The sequence below is a fragment of the Pseudomonas sp. GV085 genome, assembly GCF_003050925.1.
In the GTDB taxonomy this organism is placed as follows: domain Bacteria; phylum Pseudomonadota; class Gammaproteobacteria; order Pseudomonadales; family Pseudomonadaceae; genus Aquipseudomonas.
This window is the reverse complement of the sequence record NZ_QAOV01000012.1, coordinates 70,885-86,940: the sequence shown is the minus strand read 5'-3', so window position 1 is coordinate 86,940 and position 16,056 is coordinate 70,885. Positions and strand designations below refer to the sequence as shown.

Below are 16,056 nucleotides of genomic sequence, written 5' to 3'. Positions count from 1 at the left end.
TCAGAAGAAGCTCAACCCCACATGGAACAGCTTTTCCACATCGCGAATATGCTTTTTATCCACAAGGAACAAAATTACATGGTCGCCCGTTTCGATCACGGTGTCGTCATGGGCAATGATCACTTCTTCGTCGCGAATGATCGCACCGATGGTGGTACCCGGCGGCAGGCCGATGTTCTCGATGGCCTTGCCGATCACCTTGCTCGATTTCGCATCGCCATGGGCAATCGCCTCGATGGCCTCCGCCGCGCCCCGGCGCAGTGAGTGCACGCTGACGATGTCGCCCCGGCGCACGTGGGCCAGCAAGGTGCCGATGGTGGCGAGTTGAGGGCTGATGGCGATGTCGATGTCGCCACCCTGGATCAGATCGACATAGGCCGGGTTGTTGATGATGGTCATCACCTTCTTCGCACCCAGGCGCTTGGCCAGTAGAGACGACATGATGTTGGCTTCGTCGTCGTTGGTCAGGGCGAGGAACAGATCCGCGTCGGCGATGTTCTCCTCCAGCAGCAGGTCGCGGTCCGAGGCGCTGCCCTGCAGCACCACGGTGCTGTCGAGGTGGTCCGAGAGATGACGGCAACGGGCCGGATTCATCTCGATGATCTTTACCTGATAACGGCTTTCGATGGCCTCGGCCAAACGCTCGCCGATTTGCCCGCCACCGGCGATGACGATGCGTTTATAGGTCTCGTCGAGACGGCGCATTTCGCTCATGACCGCGCGAATGTTCGCTTTGGCGGCAATGAAAAATACTTCGTCGTCGGCCTCGATCACCGTGTCGCCCTGGGGCAGGATCGGTCGGTCGCGACGGAAAATCGCCGCGACACGGGTTTCAACGTTCGGCATGTGCTCGCGCAACTGCCGAAGTTGCTGACCCACCAGTGGCCCGCCGTAGTACGCCCGCACCGCCACCAGTTGCGCCTTGCCTTCGGCGAAATCGATCACCTGCAAGGCGCCCGGATGCTGGATCAGGCGCTTGATGTAGTTGGTAACCACTTGTTCCGGGCTGATCAGTACGTCCACCGGAATCGCTTCGTTCTGGAACAACTGCTCTTCGCGGGTCAGGTAGGCGGCTTCGCGAACCCGGGCGATTTTGGTCGGGGTGTGGAACAGGGTGTGGGCGACCTGGCAGGCGACCATGTTGGTTTCATCGCTGTTGGTCACGGCGACCAGCATGTCGGCGTCATCGGCTCCAGCCTGGCGCAACACCGTCGGGAACGAACCGCGACCTTGAACGGTGCGGATGTCCAGGCGGTCGCCAAGGTCGCGCAGGCGTTCGCCATCGGTGTCGACCACAGTAATATCGTTGGCTTCGCTGGCCAGGTGTTCCGCCAGCGAACCGCCGACCTGCCCTGCGCCGAGGATGATGATTTTCATCCAGTCACTCCATTGAATCCATTTAACCGCGAGCGGCGGCGATCTTGATCAGCTTGGCGTAGTAGAAACCGTCGTGGCCGCCTTCCTGGGCCAGCAACTGGCGACCATGGGGCTGCTTGATGCCGGCCGCCGTGGCGAGGTCCAGTTCGCGGGCGCCCGGCGTGCGGGCGAGGAAGGCTTCGATGACTTCGGTGTTTTCGGTCGGCAGCGTGGAACAGGTGGCGTACAGCAGGATGCCGCCCACCTCCAGCGTGTTCCACATGGCGTCGAGCAACTCGCCCTGCAGCAGCGCCAGCGCGGCGATGTCGTCGGGTTGGCGGGTCAGCTTGATGTCCGGGTGACGACGGATCACGCCGGTGGCCGAGCATGGCGCGTCCAGCAGGATGCGCTGGAACGGCTTGCCGTCCCACCACGCCTGAGTGTCGCGACCGTCGGCGGCAATCAGTTCGGCGCTCAGTTTCAGGCGTTCGAGGTTTTCCCGCACCCGCACCAGGCGCTTGGCCTCCAGGTCTACCGCCACGACGCCGGCCAGTTTTGGCTCGGCTTCGAGAATATGGCAGGTCTTGCCGCCCGGTGCACAGCAGGCGTCCAACACCCGTTGACCGGGGGCCAGGTCGAGCAGATCGGCGGCCAGTTGGGCGGCTTCGTCCTGCACGCTGATCCAGCCTTCGGCGAAACCCGGCAGGCTGCGCACATCGGCGGCGGCTTCGAGCACGATGCCGTCGCGGCTGTAGACACACGGCATGGCGGCGATACCAGCATCTGTCAGCAAACCGAGGTAGGTATCGCGACTGTGATGGCGACGGTTGACCCGCAGGATCATCGGCGGATGCGCGTTGTTGGCGGCGCAGATGGCTTCCCATTGCTCCGGCCAGAACGCCTTCAGGGATTTCTGCAGCCAGCGCGGGTGAGCGGTGCGCACCACCGGATCACGCTCCAGCTCGGCGAAAATCGTTTCGCTGTCGCGCTGAGCATTGCGCAGCACAGCGTTGAGCAAACCCTTTGCCCAAGGTTTTTTCAGCTTGTCGGCGCAACCGACGGTTTCACCAATGGCGGCATGGGCCGGAACGCGGGTGTAGAGCAGCTGATAGAGGCCGACCAGCAACAGCGCCTCGACATCGGCATCGGCGGCCTTGAAAGGTTTCTGCAGCAGCTTGGCCGCCAGCGCCGACAAGCGTGGCTGCCAGCGCGCGGTGCCGAACGCCAGGTCCTGGGTGAAGCCGCGATCACGGTCCTCGACCTTGTCCAGTTGCGTTGGCAGCGAACTGTTGAGCGATGCCTTTCCGTTCAGGACAGCGGCGAGTGCCTTGGCGGCGGCCAGACGCGGGTTCATTGAGCATCCGCCGCTTGACCGAGGACAGTGCCGATGGCGAATTTTTCACGGCGGCTGTTGAACAGGTCGCTGAAGTTCAGCGCCTTGCCGCCGGGCAATTGCAGGCGGGTCAGGCACAGGGCTTGTTCGCCGCAGGCGACGATCAGGCCGTCCTTGCCGGCGCCGAGGATTTCACCCGGGGTGCCTTTGCCTTCGGCCAGGTTCGCGGCCAGCACTTTCAGGGCTTCGTCGTTCAAGGTGCTGTGGGTGATCGGCCACGGGTTGAAGGCGCGGACCAGACGCTCGAGCTCAACCGCCGGGCGGGTCCAGTCGATGCGTGCTTCGTCCTTGTTCAATTTGTGCGCGTAGGTCGCCAGGCTGTCGTCCTGCACTTCGCCCTCCAGGGTTCCGGCGGCGAGGCCGGCAATCGCCTGGACCACGGCCGGAGGGCCCATTTCGGCCAGCCGATCGTGCAGGCTGCCGCCGGTGTCTTCGGCGCTGATCGGGGTGGTGACCTTGAGCAGCATCGGCCCGGTGTCGAGGCCGGCTTCCATGCGCATCACGGTCACGCCACTTTGCGCATCGCCCGCTTCCACGGCGCGTTGGATCGGCGCCGCACCACGCCAGCGCGGCAGCAGCGAGGCGTGGCTGTTGATGCAACCCAGGCGCGGAATATCCAGCACCACTTGCGGCAGGATCAGGCCGTAGGCGACCACCACCATCAAGTCCGGCTTCAACGCGGCCAGTTCCGCTTGCGCGTCTTCGTTGCGCAAGGTGGGCGGCTGCAGCACCGGGATGTTGTTCTCTAGAGCAAGCTGCTTGACCGGGCTCGGCATCAGTTTTTGCCCGCGACCGGCCGGACGATCCGGTTGGGTGTAGACCGCGACGATCTCGTAAGGGCTGTCGAGCAGGGCCTTGAGGTGTTCGGCGGCGAATTCCGGGGTGCCGGCAAAGACAATGCGCAGTGGCTCAGTCATGGGTGACGTCTCTTGAAAAGAAAAAGGCTTGCCGCAGCAAGCCTTTGAAGATGGGCATCAGGCGTTCTGGCGATGGAGCTTTTCCAGTTTCTTCTTGATGCGGTCGCGTTTGAGCGTGGACAGGTAATCAACGAACAATTTTCCGTTGAGGTGGTCGCATTCGTGCTGGATGCACACGGCGAGCAAATCTTCGGCGATCAGTTCGTAAGGCTGGCCGTCGCGGTCCAGCGCCTTGACCTTGACCCGTTGCGGGCGATCGACGTTTTCGTAGAAACCCGGCACCGACAGGCAGCCTTCCTGATACTGGCCCATCTCGTCGGTCAACGGTTCGAACTCGGGGTTGATGAACACTCGCGGTTCGGTGCGGTCTTCTGAGAGGTCCATCACGACGATACGTTTGTGCACGTTGACCTGGGTAGCGGCGAGGCCGATGCCAGGCGCTTCATACATTGTTTCAAACATGTCGTCGACCAACTGACGCACTTCGGCGTCCACTACGGCCACTGGCTTGGCGATAGTGCGCAGGCGCGGATCAGGGAATTCGAGGATGTTCAAAATGGCCATAAGCTTGATGATTGCACGTGTGAAGTAAGGTCAGGTCGATGGCCTGGCGATCCGAAGATGCCGGCTACCGTTGTAAAACGTAGCTCCCTTCTGTTGACAAGCAAGTTTTGACAAGCAAGCCGGGAGCGAGCCATTGCGGGCTCTGGCGTTTCACGCGAACGTACATAATAAAGGGATTCACCGCATGAGGAAATCACTACTCGCCCTGCTGCTCCTGGTCTCGGCAGGTTGGGCGCATGGGCAAGCGCAACTTCGGGAAGACATTCCCACCATCAAGCTCTCGCCTCAGGTGCGCAGCAGCCCGGCGAGCGAGGCTATCCCCGGCATTGCGCTGAAATCGATCAACAGCTTTCTGCTGAGCAACCGCATCGTCGACAAGGCCGAGGATTTCGACAAGGCGCCCTACATCGTCGCCGGCGATGCGGAGCGCGTACTCAGCGGCGCGGGTGACCGCATCTTTGCCCGCGGCCATTTCGATCTGGCGCAACCGGCGTACGGCATCTTCCGCCAGGGCAAGGTCTACACCGATCCGCAGAGCAAGGAAATTCTGGGGATCAACGCTGACGACATCGGCGGTGGTGAGGTCGTCGCCATCGAAGGAGACGTCGCCACCCTGGCCTTGCAACGCACGACCCAGGAAGTGCGTATCGGCGATCGCTTGTTCAGCGGTGAAGAGCACGCGATCAACTCGACCTTCACGCCCAATGCACCGAGCCACGAAATCAATGGTTTGATCATCGATGTGCCGCGTGGGGTCACGCAGATCGGCGAGTTGGACGTGGTTACGCTGAACAAGGGGCAGCGCGACGGCCTGGCCGAAGGCAATCTGCTTGCGGTGATGAAGACCGGCGAAACCGTGCGCGACCGGATCACCGGCCAGCCGTTGAAAATTCCCGATGAGCGCGCTGGTCTGCTGATGGTTTTCCGTACCTACGACAAACTCAGTTATGGGCTGGTGCTTAGCGCTACGCGCTCGCTATCGGTGATGGACAAGGTGCGAAATCCGTAAGCATGCCTCACAAGTTACCAACAGAGTTATCCACAGCTTATTCCCGTTTGTACGGGTGCTTATTACGATCAAGGATGATCCATGTCGCTGCCTACTGTTACACCGGTTTCCCCCGCGGAACTGGAAGCTCGATTACGTCTGCATCGTTTGCCGGAACTCGGTCCTGCGCGTTTCAAGAAATTGCTCGAAGCCTTCGGCTCGGCATCCAAAGCCATCAGCGCACCGGCCAGTGCCTGGCGTTCGCTGGGTTTGCCACTGGCCTGCTCTGAGGCCAGACGAAGCACTGAGATTCGTGACGGCGCCAGCCACGCATTGGCCTGGTTAGAGCACCCGGCCCAGCATTTACTGATGTGGGACCAGCCGGACTACCCGGCACTGCTGGCACAAATCAGCGATGCACCACCACTGTTATTTGTCGCGGGCAATCCAGGCATTCTGGAAAAACCACAACTGGCGATGGTGGGCAGCCGGCGCGCGTCCCGGCCGGGGATGGACACCGCTGCAGCGTTTTCCCGCAGCCTGGCCGGTGCCGGTTTTGTCATTACCAGCGGCCTGGCACTGGGCATTGACGCCGCCGCGCACCAGGCCGCTCTCGACGTCGGCGGGCAAACGGTCGGTGTGCTCGGTACGGGGCTCGAGAAGTTTTATCCACAGCGAAATAGACGCCTGGCAGACGCCATGGTCGCTTCGGGCAGCGCAGTGCTTTCGGAGTTCCCGCTGGATGCCGGACCCAACGCCGGCAACTTCCCTCGACGCAACCGGATCATCAGTGGTTTGTCACTCGGGGTGCTGGTGGTCGAAGCCAGTGTCGCCAGCGGTTCACTGATCACCGCGAGGCTGGCGGCGGAACAGGGGCGCGAGGTGTTTGCGATGCCCGGGTCGATCCATCACCCCGGCGCCCGAGGCTGTCACCAGTTGATCCGTGACGGTGCGGTGCTGGTGGAGACCATCGAGCATATCCTCGAAGCCTTGCGCGGCTGGCAACGGCTGTCGTTATCCACGCCAACCTGCACCCCTGCGACGACTCACCCACTGCTGAAGCTGCTGCATGCCGCGCCTCTCACCAGTGAAGCGCTGGCCGACGCAAGCGGCTGGGCCTTGCCGAAAGTGCTGGCTGCGTTGACGGAACTGGAAATGGATGGCAGCGCCGTGTGCGAAAGCGGACGCTGGTTTGCGCGGGTGAGCTAGGTTTTATAAACAAGATCGGTAAACTGCGCAGAGCCTTATTCTGGAGTGTTTTTCATGGTCAACAGTTGGCGTGTGCAACAAGCCGCGCAAGCAATTCGCGCCGGGGCGGTGATTGCCTACCCAACCGAAGCAGTCTGGGGCCTGGGTTGCGACCCGTGGGACGAGGAAGCGGTGGAGCGTTTGCTGCTGATCAAGGGCCGGTCTGTGGACAAGGGGCTGATTCTGGTCGCCGACAATATCCGTCAGTTCGATTTCCTCTTCGAGGACTTCCCCGAATTGTGGATGGACCGCATGGCCAGTACCTGGCCGGGACCGAACACCTGGCTGGTGCCGCACCAGAACCTGCTGCCGGAGTGGATTACCGGGGTGCATGAAACCGTGGCGCTGCGGGTCAGCGATCACCCGCTGGTGCGGGATTTGTGCGCACTGGTCGGGCCGCTGGTGTCGACGTCGGCCAACCCGCAGGGGCGCCCGGCGGCACGTACGCGGATTCGCGTCGAACAGTATTTCCGTGGCCAGGTGGATCTGGTGCTGGGTGGCAATCTGGGCGGGCGCAAGAACCCGAGCGTGATTCGCGATCTGGCGACCGGCAAGGTTGTGCGCCCGGACTGATACCGCGTCATCGTTCTTCGCTGGCAAGCCAGCTCCTACAGGTTTATCGCGAAACTTGTAGGAGCTGGCTTGCCAGCGAAAGCGTCCTCAAGGCAACAAAACAACCGAACCGGTCGTGCGCCGCGCCGACAACTCGGTCTGTGCCTTCGCCGCATCAGCCAGTGGATAACGCTGGCTGATGTTCACGGTCAGCTTGCCGCTGATGATCATCTCGAACAGTTCGTCGGCCATGCGTTGCAGGTTTTCGGCGTTGTTCGCATAAGAGCCGAGGGTTGGCCGGGTCACGTACAGCGAGCCTTTGCCCGCCAGGATCCCCAGGTTCACGCCGTCGACCGCACCAGATGCATTGCCGAAGCTCACCACCAGCCCACGCGGCGCGGCGCAGTCGAGTGAAGTCAGCCAGGTGTCCTTGCCGACGCCGTCGTACACCACCGGGACTTTTTTGCCGTCAGTCAATTCCAGCACGCGTTGGGCGACGTTTTCATGGCTGTAGTCGATGGTCGCCCAGGCACCGTTGGCCTTGGCCAGTGCAGCTTTCTCTGCCGAGCTGACCGTGCCGATCAGCTTCACGCCCAAGGCCCTGGCCCATTGGCAAGCCAGTGAACCGACACCACCGGCCGCGGCGTGGAACAGGATGGTTTCGCCACCCTTGAGTTCATAAGTCTGACGCAGCAGGTACTGCACGGTCAGGCCCTTGAGCATCACCCCGGCGGCCTGTTCGAAACTGATGGCATCCGGCAGTTTCACCAGATTGGCCTCGGGCAAGACGTGAACTTCGCTGTAGGCGCCCAGAGGGCCGCTGCCATAGGCCACACGATCACCGATCTTGAAGCGGGTCACTTCGCTGCCCACCGCCTCAACCACGCCCGCGCCTTCAGAGCCGACTCCCGATGGCAGGGATGGCGGTGGATACAGACCGCTGCGGTAATAGGTGTCGATAAAATTCAGGCCGATGGCCTTGTTGGTCACGCGCACTTCCTTGGAGCCTGGCTCGGCGGGTTGGTAATCCACATACTCGAGTACTTCGGGGCCGCCATGGGCGCGGAACTGGATACGCTTTGCCATCTGAACTCTCCATAGGTCGTTTTACCAAGCTCCCTATCGGACTCCTAAGCTTGATCTTCGTCAACTGCGAAGGAGTAACTTGCGATGTTATGCTACGGACCCATTTGCGCAGGCTGAGCTCCAATGGAGCACCGCGTAGTTTTGCCCGATTCAAGGTGATGACATGACGACCCGCACCGAGGCCGTAAAAGCCTACCTGCTCGACCTGCAAGCGCGCATTTGCGCTGCCCTGGAAGCCGAAGACGGCGGCACGCAATTCGTCGAAGACGCCTGGACCCGGCCTGCCGGCGGTGGCGGTCGCACCCACGTGATCGAAAACGGCGCGGTGATTGAAAAGGGCGGCGTCAACTTTTCCCATGTCTTCGGCAGCGGTCTTCCACCGTCTGCCAGCGCTCATCGACCGGAACTGGCGGGCCGTGGCTTTGAAGCCCTGGGCGTGTCGCTGGTGATTCACCCGCACAACCCCCACGTGCCGACTTCCCACGCCAACGTACGTTTTTTCATCGCTGAAAAAGAAGGTGAAGAACCGGTCTGGTGGTTCGGTGGCGGCTTCGACCTGACCCCGTATTACGGCAACGAAGAAGACTGCATCCACTGGCACCGCGTCGCCGAGCAGGCCTGTGCGCCGTTCGGCCCGGACGTTTACCCGCGTTACAAGGCCTGGTGCGACAGCTACTTCCACATCAAGCATCGCCACGAGCCGCGCGGCATCGGCGGGCTGTTTTTCGACGACCTGAACGAGTGGGACTTCGACACCAGCTTCGCCTTCATGCGCGCCATCGGCGATGCGTATATCGACGCTTATCTGCCGATCGTGCAGCGCCGCAAGAACGATGCGTTCACGGCCAAGCAGCGCGAGTTCCAGGAGTTCCGCCGTGGCCGCTACGTTGAATTCAATCTGGTCTACGACCGTGGCACGTTGTTCGGCCTGCAATCGGGTGGGCGGACCGAGTCGATTTTGATGTCGCTGCCACCGCAAGTGCGCTGGGGTTACGACTGGAAGGCCGAGCCTGGCAGCGAAGAAGCGCGCCTGACCGAGTACTTCCTGCAAGACCGCGATTGGTTGGCCGACGCCTGAACGAGGAAACCTGATGGACCGTTATGTCGTATTCGGAAACCCGATTGGCCACAGCAAGTCGCCGTTGATCCATCGCCTGTTCGCCGAGCAGACCGCGCAAAAGCTGGACTACAACACGCTGCTGGCGCCACTCGACGACTTTTCCACCTGTGCCCGGACGTTTTTCCTCGAAGGTCGCGGTGCCAATGTGACGGTGCCGTTCAAGGAAGAGGCCTATCGATTGGCCAACAGCCTGACGGCGCGGGCGCAGCGGGCGGGTGCAGTAAATACCTTGAGCAAACTGGCCGATGGCGGTCTGCTGGGCGACAACACCGACGGCGCCGGGCTGGTGCGGGACCTGACGGTCAACGCCGGTTTCAGCCTCAAGGGCAAACGCATCCTGTTGCTCGGTGCCGGCGGTGCGGTGCGCGGTGCCCTGGAGCCGCTGCTGGCCGAGCAACCGGCATCCGTGATCATCGCCAACCGCACAGTGGAAAAGGCCGAGCTTCTGGCGGAACTGTTCTGTGATCTGGGACCGATCTCGGCCAGTGGCTACGACTGGTTGCAGGAGTCGGTGGACCTGATCATCAATGCGACCTCCGCGAGCCTGACGGGCGATGTGCCGCCGATTGCGCCCAGCCTGATCGAACCGGGCAAAACGGTGTGCTACGACATGATGTACGGCAAGGAACCGACCGCGTTCTGCCGCTGGGCCAGTGAACACGGCGCGGCGGTGGCGATGGATGGCTTGGGGATGCTGGCCGAGCAAGCGGCGGAAGCGTTTTTCCTGTGGCGCGGTGTTCGCCCGGATACGGCGCCGGTATTGGCTGAGCTTCGCCGGCAACTGGCCCTGTAACCCCTGTAGGAGCGAGCCTGCTCGCGATTGCGGTGGGACAGTCAGCAGAGATGTTGAATGTGATTCCGTCATCGCGAGCAGGCTCGCTCCTACAGGGGTTTGCGAAACGTCGGATTAATCTTCAAACCGGATCGGGCACTTCTCCGCTCCTTCCAGCTTCCTCAACTCTTCCACCACCTGCGGCCGTGCCCGGCGCAAGGTCAGGCTGCGATCTTGACGCAGCAGGCGCCGCGCTTCCTGATGCAGCATTTCCACACCTGAATAGTCGATGAAGTTGATCTGCTGCGCCTCGATCACCACGCGCGCGCCGTGCATGCGTTGCAGGCGCACTTGCAGGTAATGGCTGGCACCGAAAAAGATCGAGCCGCCCACCCGCAGAATGTCTTCCTCGCCATCTCGCACATGCTGTACCCGTGGTTGCGAGGTGCGCTTGAGGTAGAAAAAAAGCGAGGCCAGCACGCCGGCGTAGATCGCCGTTTGCAATTCCAGCAGCAGCGTGGCGACGCAGGTCAGCGCCATTACCACGAACTCAGCGCGGCTGACCCGCAACAACGCGCGAATGCCGCGGTGGTCCACCAGCCCCCAGGCGATCAATAGAATGCTCCCGGCCATGGCCGGGATCGGGATGTGCGCGATCAGGCTCGCGCCGAAGATCGCGAACAGCGCCACCCACAACGCCGAAAAAATCCCGGCCAGTGGTGAACAGGCCCCCGCTTCATAGCTCAGGCCTGAACGAGTGAAGGAGCCGGCCGACAGCGATCCGGAAAAAAACGCCCCGACGATGTTCGACAGGCCTTGGGCACGGACTTCCTGATTGGCGTCGAGTAATTGTTGCGAACGCGCTGAGATCGAGCGGGCAATCGACAGGCTGGTGACCAGCCCGAGCATACCGACCGCCACTGCGCTGGGCAGCAGGCGCAGGATCAGATCGAGATCCAGCGGCAACGGACTGAAAGGCGGCAGCTTGCCGGTGAAGGCGCTGACCAGTTGCACATGGCCGAACATTGATGGCCAAAGCCAGACCAGCAATGCACCCAGCACCAGCGTGATCAACAGCGTCGGCCAGCGTGGCAACCACAGCTTGAGGGTCACGCCCACCACCACCGTCGCCAGCCCCAGCGCAAGCGAAGGTTTGTCCATTTCGCCGAGATGGCGCAACAACGTGACGAAACTATCCAGAGCGGTGGCCTGGCTGGGCAAATCCAGCCCCAGCAGGTTAGGCAATTGACCGATGGCAATCACCACGGCAGCACCCAGGGTGAAGCCGAGTACCACCGAGTGAGAGACGAAATTCACCAATGCGCCAAACCGCAGCAAACCCAGCAGCCACTGGAAGATACCGGCAAGAAACGTCAGCAACAGGATCAACATGACGTAATCCTGCGAGGCTGGAACGGCCAGCGGACTCACGCTGGCGTACAGGACAATCGAGATGGCCGCGGTAGGGCCGCAGATCAAATGCCACGACGAACCCCACAGGCAGGCGATCAACACCGGGATGATTGCGGCGTAGAGGCCGTATTCCGGTGGGAGGCCGGCAATCAGTGCGTAGGCAATGGATTGCGGCAACGCGAGAATCGCGCCGCTGAGGCCGACGATCAGGTCGCGCCCGACGCTGGCGCGGGTTTGCCGTGGTAGCCAGGTGAGGAAAGGGAAGAGTGAATGGCGGCTTGGCAGGGCCATGGGGCCTCTCGGTGAATGACTGTAAATACGTCAGGGTGGTGTGTCAGATGTAATGGCGCAAGGGCATAAATCGATTCGCGAGCAGGCTCGCTCCCACAGGGACTGCGCGGACCTGTGGGAGCGAGCCTGCTCGCGAAGGCGTCCTTGAACCTTAAAGCTTGGCTTTGACCGCCGGCAACGCATCCTTGCCATCCACGGTCTTCACGCCATCGAGCCATTTATCCAGCACCGCCGGGTTGGCCTTGATCCACGCCTTGGCCGCATCAGCATTGCTGACTTTCTTGTTCACCACCTCGGCCATGATGCTGTTCTCCATGTCCTGGGTGAAACTCAGGTTGGTCAGCAGTTTGCCGACGTTCGGGCAGGCCTGTGCATAACCCTTGCGGGTCAGGGTGTGCACGCTGCCGGTGTCGCCGAAGTATTTCTCGCCACCCTTCAGATAGTGCATTTTCAGCTGCACGTTCATCGGGTGCGGGGTCCAGCCGAGGAAGGTCACGAACTTCTGTTTCTTCACTGCGCGGGACACCTCGGCCAGCATCGCCTGCTCGCTGGACTCGACCAGTTTCCACTGGCCCATGTCGAAATCGTTTTTCTTGATGATCTCTTGCAGTGAGATGTTCGCCGGCGCGCCGGAGCCGATGCCGTAGATCTTGCGGTCGAACTTGTCGGCGTATTTGTTCAGGTCGGCAAAGTCATGCACACCCGCGTCCCACACGTAATCCGGAACGGCGAGGGTGAATTCGGTGCCGTCGAGGTTCTTCGCCAGTTGCGTGACATCGCCGTTGGCGACGAACTTGTCATAGAAGCCCTGCTGCGCCGGCATCCAGTTACCCAGGAACACATCGACCTGGCCATCCTTGAGCCCGCCAAAGGTGATCGGCACCGCGAGGGTGTCGACCTTGGCCTTGTAGCCCATGCCGTCCAGCAAAAACCCGGCGATGGCATTGGTCGCGGCGATGTCGCTCCAGCCCGGGTCAGCCATTTTCACGGTCTCGCAACTCTGATCGGCAAACGCCGATGCACTGCCCAGAGCCAGGAGCCCGACCGTCAGTACTGTGGATAACCTTTGCATGGACTTCCCCTTGAGATTATTGGTTTTGGCAGGGTTGTGGATAACGTGCTTTACGCTCCAGATCGTCGAGGTCGATGTGGTTGCGCATGTATTGCTGACTGGCATCCACCAGTGGCTGGTGATCCCAGCTCTTCAGCTTGCCGAGGGTCAGCGCCTCGGCCACGAACCGCCGGCGCCGCTGGCTGGCGAGCACCTGCTGGTGAATCGCCGGAATGTTCCATTTGGCCCGCGCTTCGGCGAGAAAATCGTCGAACAGTTGGCGATGTTGCGGCGAATGACTGAGTTCTTCCAGTTCGCGAGGATCATTGAGTACGTCGAAGAGCAGGCAAGGGTCGTCTTCGCTGTAGATGAATTTGTAGGCGCCGCGGCGGATCATCATCAACGGGCTGATGGTGCCTTCGGCCATGTATTCGCCGAACACCTCGTCGTGACCGCCCTGCCCTTGCAGGTGCGGGACCAGCGAGCGGCCGTCCAGCGGCAAGCCCGGCTCCAGCGAGCCGCCAGCCAGTTCAACGAAGGTCGGCAGCAGATCGGCCGTGGAAACACTGGCGCTGACCCGGCCCGCGCCGAATTGCCCTGGCGCGCTGATCAGCAGCGGCACCCGTGAGGCCATTTCGTACCAGTGCATTTTGTACCAGAGCCCGCGTTCGCCGAGCATGTCGCCATGGTCACCGGAGAACACGATGATGGTGTCGTCGATCAGCCCGGTATCTTCGAGAGTTTGCAGGAGTTTGCCGACGTTACTATCGATATAGCTGCACGCGCCGAAATAGGCGCGGCGGGCGTCGCGGATCTTATCCACAGGTAGCGGCTTGTCCCACAGGTCGTAAACCTTGAGCAAACGCTGCGAGTGTGGATCGAGGTCATGCTGATCCGGAGTCGAAGGCAACGGGATGTCAGCATCGTCGTACAAATCCCAGAAAGCCTTGGGAATGGTGTACGGATCGTGTGGGTGAGTCATGGAAACAGTCAGGCAGAACGGCTGATCGCCATCTTCGCGGATATGGTCGAACAGGTACTGCTGGGCCTTGAACACCACCTCTTCGTCGAAATCCAGCTGATTGGTGCGCACGCACGGGCCGGCTTGCAGCACCGACGACATGTTGTGGTACCAGGTCGGGCGCACGTCCGGCTCATCCCAGTTCACCGCCCAGCCATAGTCGGCCGGGTAAATGTCACTGGTCAGGCGTTCTTCGTAGCCATGCAACTGGTCTGGTCCGCAGAAATGCATCTTGCCCGACAGGGCAGTGCGGTAGCCGAGGCGGCGCAGGTAGTGGGCGTAGGTCGGTACGTCGGCGGGGAAATCGGCGGCGTTGTCGTAGGCGCCGATCTTGCTCGGCAACTGGCCGCTTACCAGGGTGAACCGCGACGGCGCGCACAGGGGGCTGTTGCAATAAGCGGAGTCGAACACCACGCCTTGTGCGGCGAGGCGGCTGAGATTGGGCAGCTTGATGGGCGATGGGCCGTAGAACGGCAACATTGGCGCGGCCATTTGATCGGCCATGATGAAAAGAATGTTCTTGCGCTTCATGTGATCGCGGCATTCCATAGTGGATGTTTATGCGAGAGTGCTGGCTTCGAGAATGAAACCCTTGCACCTTGCGGTAAAGCCCACGCGCGGCAATGACTAGGATAAGCACAGCTTATGTATGACGCCCTTGGTGACCTGTCTCTTGATCTGCTTCGCGCCTTCGAAGCCGCGGCCCGCCAACGCAGCTTCACCGCCGCGGCGGTTGAGCTGGGCACCACGCAACCGGCCATCAGCCAGCAGATCAAGCGCCTCGAAGAGCAGCTGGCGACACGCTTGTTCGATCGCATTTATCGCGGTATCGAACTGACCGAGGCCGGGCAGATTCTTTTCGAACAGGTTCAGCTCGGTTTGCAGAATATCGACGCAGGATTGAGTGCAATCAGCGCACAGCAACAGCATGAGGTACTGCAGGTTGCCACGGATTTTGCCTTCGCCGCCTATTGGTTGATGCCGCGACTGCACCGCTTTCACGCGGCCAATCCACAGGTGGATGTCAGCCTGGTCACCAGTGAACGCAGCCATAACATGCTACGTACCGATATCGATGTGGCGGTGCTGTTCGGCGATGGCCGCTTCAAGCAGGGTGAAAGCCATTGGCTGTTCAACGAGGAAGTGTTTCCGGTGTGCAGTCCGCAGTTGTTGGGTGAGCGTCCCCTGCCCTTGCCGGCCCAGGCATTGATGGAGTTTCCGTTGCTGCACCTGCGTGGGGAACACAGCAGTAACTGGTTCGACTGGAGCGGTGTGTTCCGTGAGCTGGGCATCACCTCGCCCCCCGCGCCCGGGCAATTGCGCTTTGACAATTACACCTTGCTGATTCAGGCCGCGATTGGTGGTCAGGGCGTGGCCATCGGTTGGCGCCACCTTGTGGATAACCTGCTGGCCCAGGGATTGTTGTGCCGACCGATTGCCGAAACGGCGATGTCGAGGTTGGGATATTACGTGGTCCTGCCCCAGCGCAAACGACGCGGAGCGTTAATTCAACAGTTTGTGGATTGGTTGATGGCCGAACAGGCCGGCAGTGCGCAGTCGTTGTCGGGGTTGTCATTGCCTTCGATTGCAGTGTGAAACGTGAAAAGATCGCAACCTGTGCCGCATGATCTGCTCGACCGGATTTAGAGGATTTCAAATGCAACGCATAACGGGCTACCACGCCCATGTCTATTTCGACGCCACTACCATCGATCAGGCGCGGGCCTTGTGTGAGCAGGCTGCGCAACTGTTCCCACTGAAAATGGGCCGTGTGCACGAGCGCCCGGTCGGTCCGCACCCGGACTGGAGTTGCCAGTTGGCGTTCGAGCCGCAGGTGTTGGGCGACGTGCTGCCGTGGCTGGCGCTCAACCGCAAGGGCCTGGTGGTGTTTCTGCACCCTGATACCGGTGACGATCTGCGTGACCACACCGAGCATGCGATCTGGATGGGCGCAATACGGCCGCTGGATCTGTCTGTTTTTTGATCAGAGTGTTTCTTTAGCCTCGCCGGGCAAGTGTTCGCCCATGTTCAACCTCCTGCCCTGTGTGCAGGGACTTGAAACCCAATCCGACGATCGGTTGCACATCCGGTCCTTGCTTTCATTGGCGAAAGCTGGCTGAAAGCTTCCCCGATTAGGATCGCCCCCACTACCGGCAACAGACCGGTTGGCCAATGCCAGCGTTTTATCGCTCGCACAGCCCATTTAACAACAACAATGGTGATTCTGATGTCCTCTTCTACCCGCCGCTTCGCTGTAACTCCGCCCGTACGTCTCGTGCTTCCC

14 protein-coding genes and 1 pseudogene are annotated in these 16,056 nt (G+C 61.2%); 7 read left to right on the top strand and 8 right to left on the bottom strand.

All coding sequences use genetic code 11. The annotated features are described in order from the left end of the window. From trkA to def, 4 genes are read right to left on the bottom strand one after another with little or no spacing between them, the layout of a single operon-like run. Entirely contained in the window at positions 1-1,377 is a 1,377-nt protein-coding gene (trkA, locus tag C8K63_RS23045; RefSeq protein WP_104450374.1) for a Trk system potassium transporter TrkA, read from the bottom strand. A gap of 22 nt (positions 1,378-1,399) precedes the next feature. After that, positions 1,400-2,710, bottom strand: a complete 1,311-nt coding sequence (gene rsmB / locus C8K63_RS23040; RefSeq protein ID WP_108218784.1) for a 16S rRNA (cytosine(967)-C(5))-methyltransferase RsmB — start codon at positions 2,708-2,710, stop codon at positions 1,400-1,402. Beyond that, on the bottom strand, positions 2,707-3,666 hold the full coding sequence (gene fmt / locus C8K63_RS23035) for a methionyl-tRNA formyltransferase (RefSeq protein ID WP_108218783.1): 960 nt from the start codon (positions 3,664-3,666) through the stop codon (positions 2,707-2,709). Before fmt ends, rsmB begins: the two co-directional genes overlap by 4 nt. 57 nt (positions 3,667-3,723) lie before the next feature. Then, positions 3,724-4,230, bottom strand: coding sequence for a peptide deformylase (def, locus tag C8K63_RS23030; protein WP_108218782.1), 507 nt, complete (start codon positions 4,228-4,230; stop codon positions 3,724-3,726). A 268-nt stretch (positions 4,231-4,498) separates the two neighbouring features. On the opposite strand from def, the pseudogene C8K63_RS23025 reads away from it, so the two are divergent. The 3 genes and pseudogenes from C8K63_RS23025 to C8K63_RS23015 form a co-directional block, all read left to right on the top strand. Next, a pseudogene (locus tag C8K63_RS23025) lies at positions 4,499-5,239 on the top strand (peptidoglycan-binding protein); the annotation flags it as partial. 81 nt (positions 5,240-5,320) lie between these two features. Then, on the top strand, positions 5,321-6,427 hold the full coding sequence (gene dprA, locus C8K63_RS23020) for a DNA-processing protein DprA (RefSeq protein ID WP_108218780.1): 1,107 nt from the start codon (positions 5,321-5,323) through the stop codon (positions 6,425-6,427). A 54-nt stretch (positions 6,428-6,481) separates the two neighbouring features. After that, on the top strand, positions 6,482-7,039 hold the full coding sequence (locus C8K63_RS23015; protein ID WP_057397341.1) for an L-threonylcarbamoyladenylate synthase: 558 nt from the start codon (positions 6,482-6,484) through the stop codon (positions 7,037-7,039). An 87-nt stretch (positions 7,040-7,126) separates the two neighbouring features. Here the strand turns inward: C8K63_RS23015 and C8K63_RS23010 are convergent, their stop codons facing one another. Further along, positions 7,127-8,104, bottom strand: coding sequence for an NADPH:quinone reductase (locus tag C8K63_RS23010; protein WP_108218779.1), 978 nt, complete (start codon positions 8,102-8,104; stop codon positions 7,127-7,129). A gap of 163 nt (positions 8,105-8,267) precedes the next feature. On the opposite strand from C8K63_RS23010, the gene hemF reads away from it, so the two are divergent. Both hemF and aroE read left to right on the top strand, forming a co-directional pair. Next, positions 8,268-9,182 (top strand): oxygen-dependent coproporphyrinogen oxidase, encoded by a 915-nt coding sequence (gene hemF, locus C8K63_RS23005; RefSeq protein ID WP_108218778.1) that lies wholly within the window; start codon positions 8,268-8,270, stop codon positions 9,180-9,182. Positions 9,183-9,195: 13 nt separating this feature from the next. Then, complete coding sequence (gene aroE, locus C8K63_RS23000) at positions 9,196-10,017, top strand: shikimate dehydrogenase (RefSeq protein ID WP_108218777.1); 822 nt, start codon at positions 9,196-9,198, stop codon at positions 10,015-10,017. Positions 10,018-10,131: 114 nt separating this feature from the next. Here aroE and C8K63_RS22995 read toward each other — a convergent pair whose 3' ends face one another. From C8K63_RS22995 to betC, 3 genes are all read right to left on the bottom strand, one after another. Continuing rightward, positions 10,132-11,700 carry a SulP family inorganic anion transporter gene (locus C8K63_RS22995; RefSeq protein ID WP_108218776.1) on the bottom strand — a complete coding sequence of 523 codons (1,569 nt, stop codon included), beginning with the start codon at positions 11,698-11,700 and terminating at the stop codon, positions 10,132-10,134. 151 nt (positions 11,701-11,851) lie between these two features. Further along, a complete protein-coding gene (gene choX, locus C8K63_RS22990) occupies positions 11,852-12,772 on the bottom strand; it encodes a choline ABC transporter substrate-binding protein (protein ID WP_108218775.1) in 921 nt (306 codons plus the stop codon). 16 nt (positions 12,773-12,788) lie between these two features. Beyond that, positions 12,789-14,303, bottom strand: a complete 1,515-nt coding sequence (gene betC / locus C8K63_RS22985; RefSeq protein WP_108218774.1) for a choline-sulfatase — start codon at positions 14,301-14,303, stop codon at positions 12,789-12,791. Between the two features lie 114 nt (positions 14,304-14,417). Here betC and C8K63_RS22980 point away from each other — a divergent pair, with 114 nt between their 5' ends. Beyond that, positions 14,418-15,368 (top strand): LysR family transcriptional regulator, encoded by a 951-nt coding sequence (locus C8K63_RS22980; RefSeq protein WP_108218773.1) that lies wholly within the window; start codon positions 14,418-14,420, stop codon positions 15,366-15,368. 61 nt (positions 15,369-15,429) lie between these two features. Beyond that, a complete protein-coding gene (locus C8K63_RS22975; protein WP_108218772.1) occupies positions 15,430-15,756 on the top strand; it encodes a DOPA 4,5-dioxygenase family protein in 327 nt (108 codons plus the stop codon). Positions 15,757-16,056 lie beyond the last annotated feature (300 nt).